Source organism: Phenylobacterium sp. (assembly GCF_025934275.1).
Taxonomy (GTDB): domain Bacteria; phylum Pseudomonadota; class Alphaproteobacteria; order Caulobacterales; family Caulobacteraceae; genus Phenylobacterium.
The window spans coordinates 1-3,850 of record NZ_JAICYI010000105.1 but is presented as its reverse complement, the minus strand read 5'-3'; the positions used below and the strand labels follow the sequence as shown (position 1 = coordinate 3,850).

General features: G+C 70.7%; 6 protein-coding genes. 2 read left to right on the top strand and 4 right to left on the bottom strand.

The window, feature by feature from the left end; all coding sequences use genetic code 11:
• Positions 1 to 98 (bottom strand): GIY-YIG nuclease family protein (locus tag Q0W60_RS17325; protein WP_297697328.1); only part of this gene is annotated, 98 nt, incomplete at its 3' end.
• 101 nt (positions 99 to 199) lie between these two features.
• Here Q0W60_RS17325 and Q0W60_RS17320 point away from each other — a divergent pair.
• Positions 200 to 1,135 carry an alpha/beta hydrolase gene (locus Q0W60_RS17320; protein WP_297697327.1) on the top strand — a complete coding sequence of 312 codons (936 nt, stop codon included), beginning with the start codon at positions 200 to 202 and terminating at the stop codon, positions 1,133 to 1,135.
• On the opposite strand, the gene Q0W60_RS17315 is transcribed toward Q0W60_RS17320, so the two are convergent.
• On the bottom strand, positions 1,089 to 1,238 hold the full coding sequence (locus Q0W60_RS17315) for a lmo0937 family membrane protein (RefSeq protein WP_297697326.1): 150 nt from the start codon (positions 1,236 to 1,238) through the stop codon (positions 1,089 to 1,091). The two genes, Q0W60_RS17320 and Q0W60_RS17315, sit on opposite strands and share 47 nt — an antisense overlap.
• A gap of 176 nt (positions 1,239 to 1,414) precedes the next feature.
• On the opposite strand from Q0W60_RS17315, the gene Q0W60_RS17310 reads away from it, so the two are divergent.
• Complete coding sequence (locus tag Q0W60_RS17310) at positions 1,415 to 1,849, top strand: RcnB family protein (protein ID WP_297697325.1); 435 nt, start codon at positions 1,415 to 1,417, stop codon at positions 1,847 to 1,849.
• A 90-nt stretch (positions 1,850 to 1,939) separates the two neighbouring features.
• Here the strand turns inward: Q0W60_RS17310 and Q0W60_RS17305 are convergent, their stop codons facing one another.
• Together Q0W60_RS17305 and Q0W60_RS17300 are read right to left on the bottom strand one after the other, a co-directional pair.
• Positions 1,940 to 3,328 (bottom strand): S41 family peptidase, encoded by a 1,389-nt coding sequence (locus Q0W60_RS17305; RefSeq protein WP_297697324.1) that lies wholly within the window; start codon positions 3,326 to 3,328, stop codon positions 1,940 to 1,942.
• 72 nt (positions 3,329 to 3,400) lie between these two features.
• The coding region (locus tag Q0W60_RS17300) for a peptidoglycan DD-metalloendopeptidase family protein (RefSeq protein WP_297697323.1) at positions 3,401 to 3,850 on the bottom strand (450 nt) is incomplete at its 5' end.

Below are 3,850 nucleotides of genomic sequence, written 5' to 3'. Positions count from 1 at the left end.
GTCTTGTGCTGCCAGACGCGGCGGCTGATGGAGTCCGTGTGGCCGATGTAAAGCGTGCCGTTCCGCCGGCTCGCCAGGATGTAGACGTAGAAGGTCATGAACCCCGCCGCTGACAATAAAAGCCGGATCTCCGCTTTCGCGGGGAAGAGCGGAGCATAGGGATGCGCGCGCTTTTGTTCCATCTTTGTTCGTTCACGCCATGATCCCGCCTGGCCGGCTCATCGATATCGGAGGACGGCGGCTGCACCTCTTGGCGGCGGGCGAGGGCGCGCCGACGGTGGTGCTGGAGTCCGGCGGGGGCGGCGGCTCGTCGGTGCAGGACTGGCCGGTGCTGCGGCGGGTGGCGCGGTTCGCGCGCTGCCTGGCCTATGACCGCGCCGGCCTCGGCTGGAGCGATCCGGCGCCTGGGCCTCGCACCTTCGAGGCGATGGCGCAGGACCTCGACGAGCTGCTCGCCGCGGCGGGCGAGCGGCCGCCGTTCGTGCTCGTGGGGGGCTCATTCGGCGGGCTGGTCGTGCGCGCCTACGCCCGGCGGTTCCCTGAGCCGGTCGCGGGGTTGGTGCTGGTCGACGCCGCCGAGGAGGCCAAGTACTTCGCGACGATGGCCGCGATGCGGCCGCGACACGAGGCCGAACTGCGCGAGGCGGCGGCGCGCGCGGCCCGCGGCGAGCTCGCGGCCGAAGCGGAGCCCGCGATCCGCGCCGGAGGGTTCGACGCGGCGACGAGGGCGGCGATGCTCTGGGTGCTGAACCGGCCCGAGCACTTCGAAGCGTCGCTGGCCGAGCTTTCGGCGATCGATGCGGTCCCGTCCGAGCGGCGAGGCGCCGGCGGCTTCGGGACGCTCGGCGAGCGGCCGCTGATCGTGCTGAGCCATGGCGCGCCCTACGCGGGCGAGATGGCGGCGTGGGAGGACGGCTGGGCCGAGGCGCAGGCGCGGCTGGCCGCGCTGTCATCCGCGAGCGCCCACCTCGTCGCGCGCGCGAACGGGCATTCGATTGCGCTGGAGAATCCGGGCCTCGTGGCCGCCGCGATCGAAGCGGTCGTGCGGGCGGTCCGCGGCGAGGCGCTGGACGTCAGCGGGGCGGCCGCTAAGGCGCGCGGCGGCCGCGGACGAAGTGGAGGATCACCAGGATGATCGCGACCAACAGGATCAGGTGGATCGCGGCGGTGGTGATGTGGAAGGCGAGGAAGCCCGCGAGCCACAGGATGACCAGGATGACGGCGATGGCGAGGAACACGGGGGTCGAAGCTCCTTTGAGAGCGCGCACAGGCAGCGCTGGGCTCCCTAATGCGAAGCTCCCCGTCGCGTTCCGTGAAGGCCTGCAGAGCAACCTTGGACGCCGCCCTGGCGTTGGGAAGCCGGGACAGAATGGAAAATCGCGGTGCGGCGTCCGCGCCGCTGGAGGAAATCAACATGAAGGCTCTTATCGTCGCCCTGGCGGCCACCACGGCGCTGAGCGGGGTCGCAGCCCCCGGCCTGGCCGCGGCGCAGCCCGGCTATTACGGCGACCACGACCGCGACCGCGGCGACCGCGACCGGGACCGCCACCGCTACGATCGCGACCGCGACCGGGGCCACCACCACTGGCGCTATTACGGCGGCCGCTACGGCTACAACGGCTACGCCGGCCGTTGGCGGACCGGCCAGCGCTATCCCTACTGGCGCGACAACAGCTACATCGTGACCGATTGGCGGGCCTATAACCTGCCGCCGCCGCGGCCGGGCTACCGCTACTATCGCGACGACAACGGCGACGTGGTGATGGCGGCGATCGCCTCGGGCGTGATCGGCCTGATCATCGGCGGCGCACTGGCCGACAACGACCACCACCACGACTATCGGCGGTGATGCGAAAACCCCTCCCGCAGGCGGCGGGAGGGGACTCCGCGAGTTCAGATCCGGTCCCGGATCGGCGTTCCGGCCGGCCCGTGACCACGCCTATTTGGTGACCGCCGGCGGCTTCACCTGGGCGACGCGCGACTTGGACATGATCTCCGCGAGCTTGGCGGTCGGGTGCGGCAGCTTCGGCGTGGCGGCCACCGAGCCGTAGTGCAGCACGTCCTCGGCGCGGGCCATCTGGAAGTCCTTCTTGACGTCGAAGTTCGCCGGCGGCGCCTCGGCCGGCTCGTGCGGGGCGGCGCGGGTCTTACCCTCCTGGGCGTTCAGCGCGTTGTGGAAGCTGGCCTCGGAGAACTGGAAGGCGCGGTTGGCGATCGCCTGAGCCTCTTCCTTGGTGGAGGCGACCTCCAGGTCAGGCGTGATGCCGGTCTTCTGGATCGAGCGGCCCGAGGGCGTGTAGTAGCGCGCGGTGGTCAGCTTCAACGCGCCGTCGAGGCCGCCGCGCAGCGGGATCACCGTCTGCACCGAGCCCTTGCCGAAGCTGGTGAGGCCGACGATCTGCGCCCGCTTGCGGTCCTGCAGGGCGCCGGCGACGATCTCGGCCGCGGAGGCGGTGCCGGAGTTGATCAGCACCACCATCGGCATGCCGCCGGTGATGTCGCCGGGACGGGCGTTGTAGCGCTCGATGTCGCGCGGATCGCGGCCGCGCTGGGAGACGATCTCGCCGCCTTCCAGGAACAGGTCGGAGACGCCGACCGCCTGGTCCAAGAGGCCGCCGGGATTGCTCCGGAGGTCGAGCACCAGGCCCTTCATGTGCGGGTTCTTGGCCTTCAGGTCGTTGAACGCCTGGGTGGCCTCGTCGGTGGTCTTCTCGCCGAACGAGGAGATCCGCAGGACGCCGTAGTCGCCGTCCATCTTGGCGGTGGCGGTCTTGGTCTTGATGATCTCGCGGACCAGCTTGACGTCGAACGGATCGGTCTTCTCGCGGGCGATGGTCAGCGTCACGGCCTCGCCCGGCTTGCCGCGCATCTCCTTGACCGCGTCGTTGACCGACAGCCCCAGAACGCTCTCGCCGTTGACCGCGGTGATGTAGTCGCCGGGCTTGATGCCGGCGCGGGCGGCCGGCGTGTCGTCGATGGGCGAGATCACCTTGACCACGCCGTCCTCGCTGGTGACCTCCAGGCCCAGGCCGCCGTACTCGCCGCGCGTCTGGTCGCGCATGTCCTGGAAGCTGGCGGGATCGAGGTAGCCGGAGTGCGGATCGAGCGAGGTGAGCATGCCGTCGATGGCCGCCTGGATCAGCTTGGTGTCGTCGACCTCGGTCACGTACTGGTGCTCGACGGTGTCGAGGACGTCGCCGAACAGGCCCAGCATGCGGTAGGTCTTGGCCCGGGGCTCGGCCGAGGCGAGCGCGTGGCTCGAGACGTAGGCCATGGACCCCGCGCCGAGCACGAAGGCCGAAACGCCGATCAGGAGGTACTTCTTCATCGCCGGTCGCAGGCTCCCTTGCGGCGCTCGCCGCCTAAGACACAGGCCCCCTCATAGCGTTTTTGGAGACGCTTAGCCCGCGTTGATCTCAAGCCACCTCGCCGGATTGACCGGGGCGCCCTGGTCTCGGACCTCGAGATAGAGTTCCGGCGAGGATTGTCGAGCATCCGGCATCCATCCGACAGTCTGACCTGCCGCGACGGATTGTCCGACGCTCACCGACGAACGATCCAGCCCTGCAAGCACCAGATGGTATCCACCGGCGAGTCTTAAGATCAAGATCACGCCCCAGCCTTTCACCGGGCCGACGTACTGCACGAGGCCGGCGCCGGGCGCGGCGACCGTGGCGGCGCGCGCGGCGGCGAGGGAGAGTCCGTTCGCGCGGCCGCCGCTCGGCAGCGGCTCGCCGAAGCGGCGGATCACCCGCCCGGAGAGCGGCGCGACGAGCCGCCCGGGCGGGACGACACGGCCGTGCGCCGCGGCCGGCGCCCGCCCGCCGCGCCGCGGCGGCGGCGCGGCCGG

Bases quoted from the DNA above. Each gene is read 5' to 3' on its own strand.
- Q0W60_RS17320 (WP_297697327.1), top strand. From the start codon at position 200: ATGATCCCGCCTGGCCGGCTCATCGATATCGGAGGACGGCGGCTGCAC.
- Q0W60_RS17310 (WP_297697325.1), top strand. From the start codon at position 1,415: ATGAAGGCTCTTATCGTCGCCCTGGCGGCCACCACGGCGCTGAGCGGG.
- Q0W60_RS17305 (WP_297697324.1), bottom strand. From the start codon at position 3,328: ATGAAGAAGTACCTCCTGATCGGCGTTTCGGCCTTCGTGCTCGGCGCG.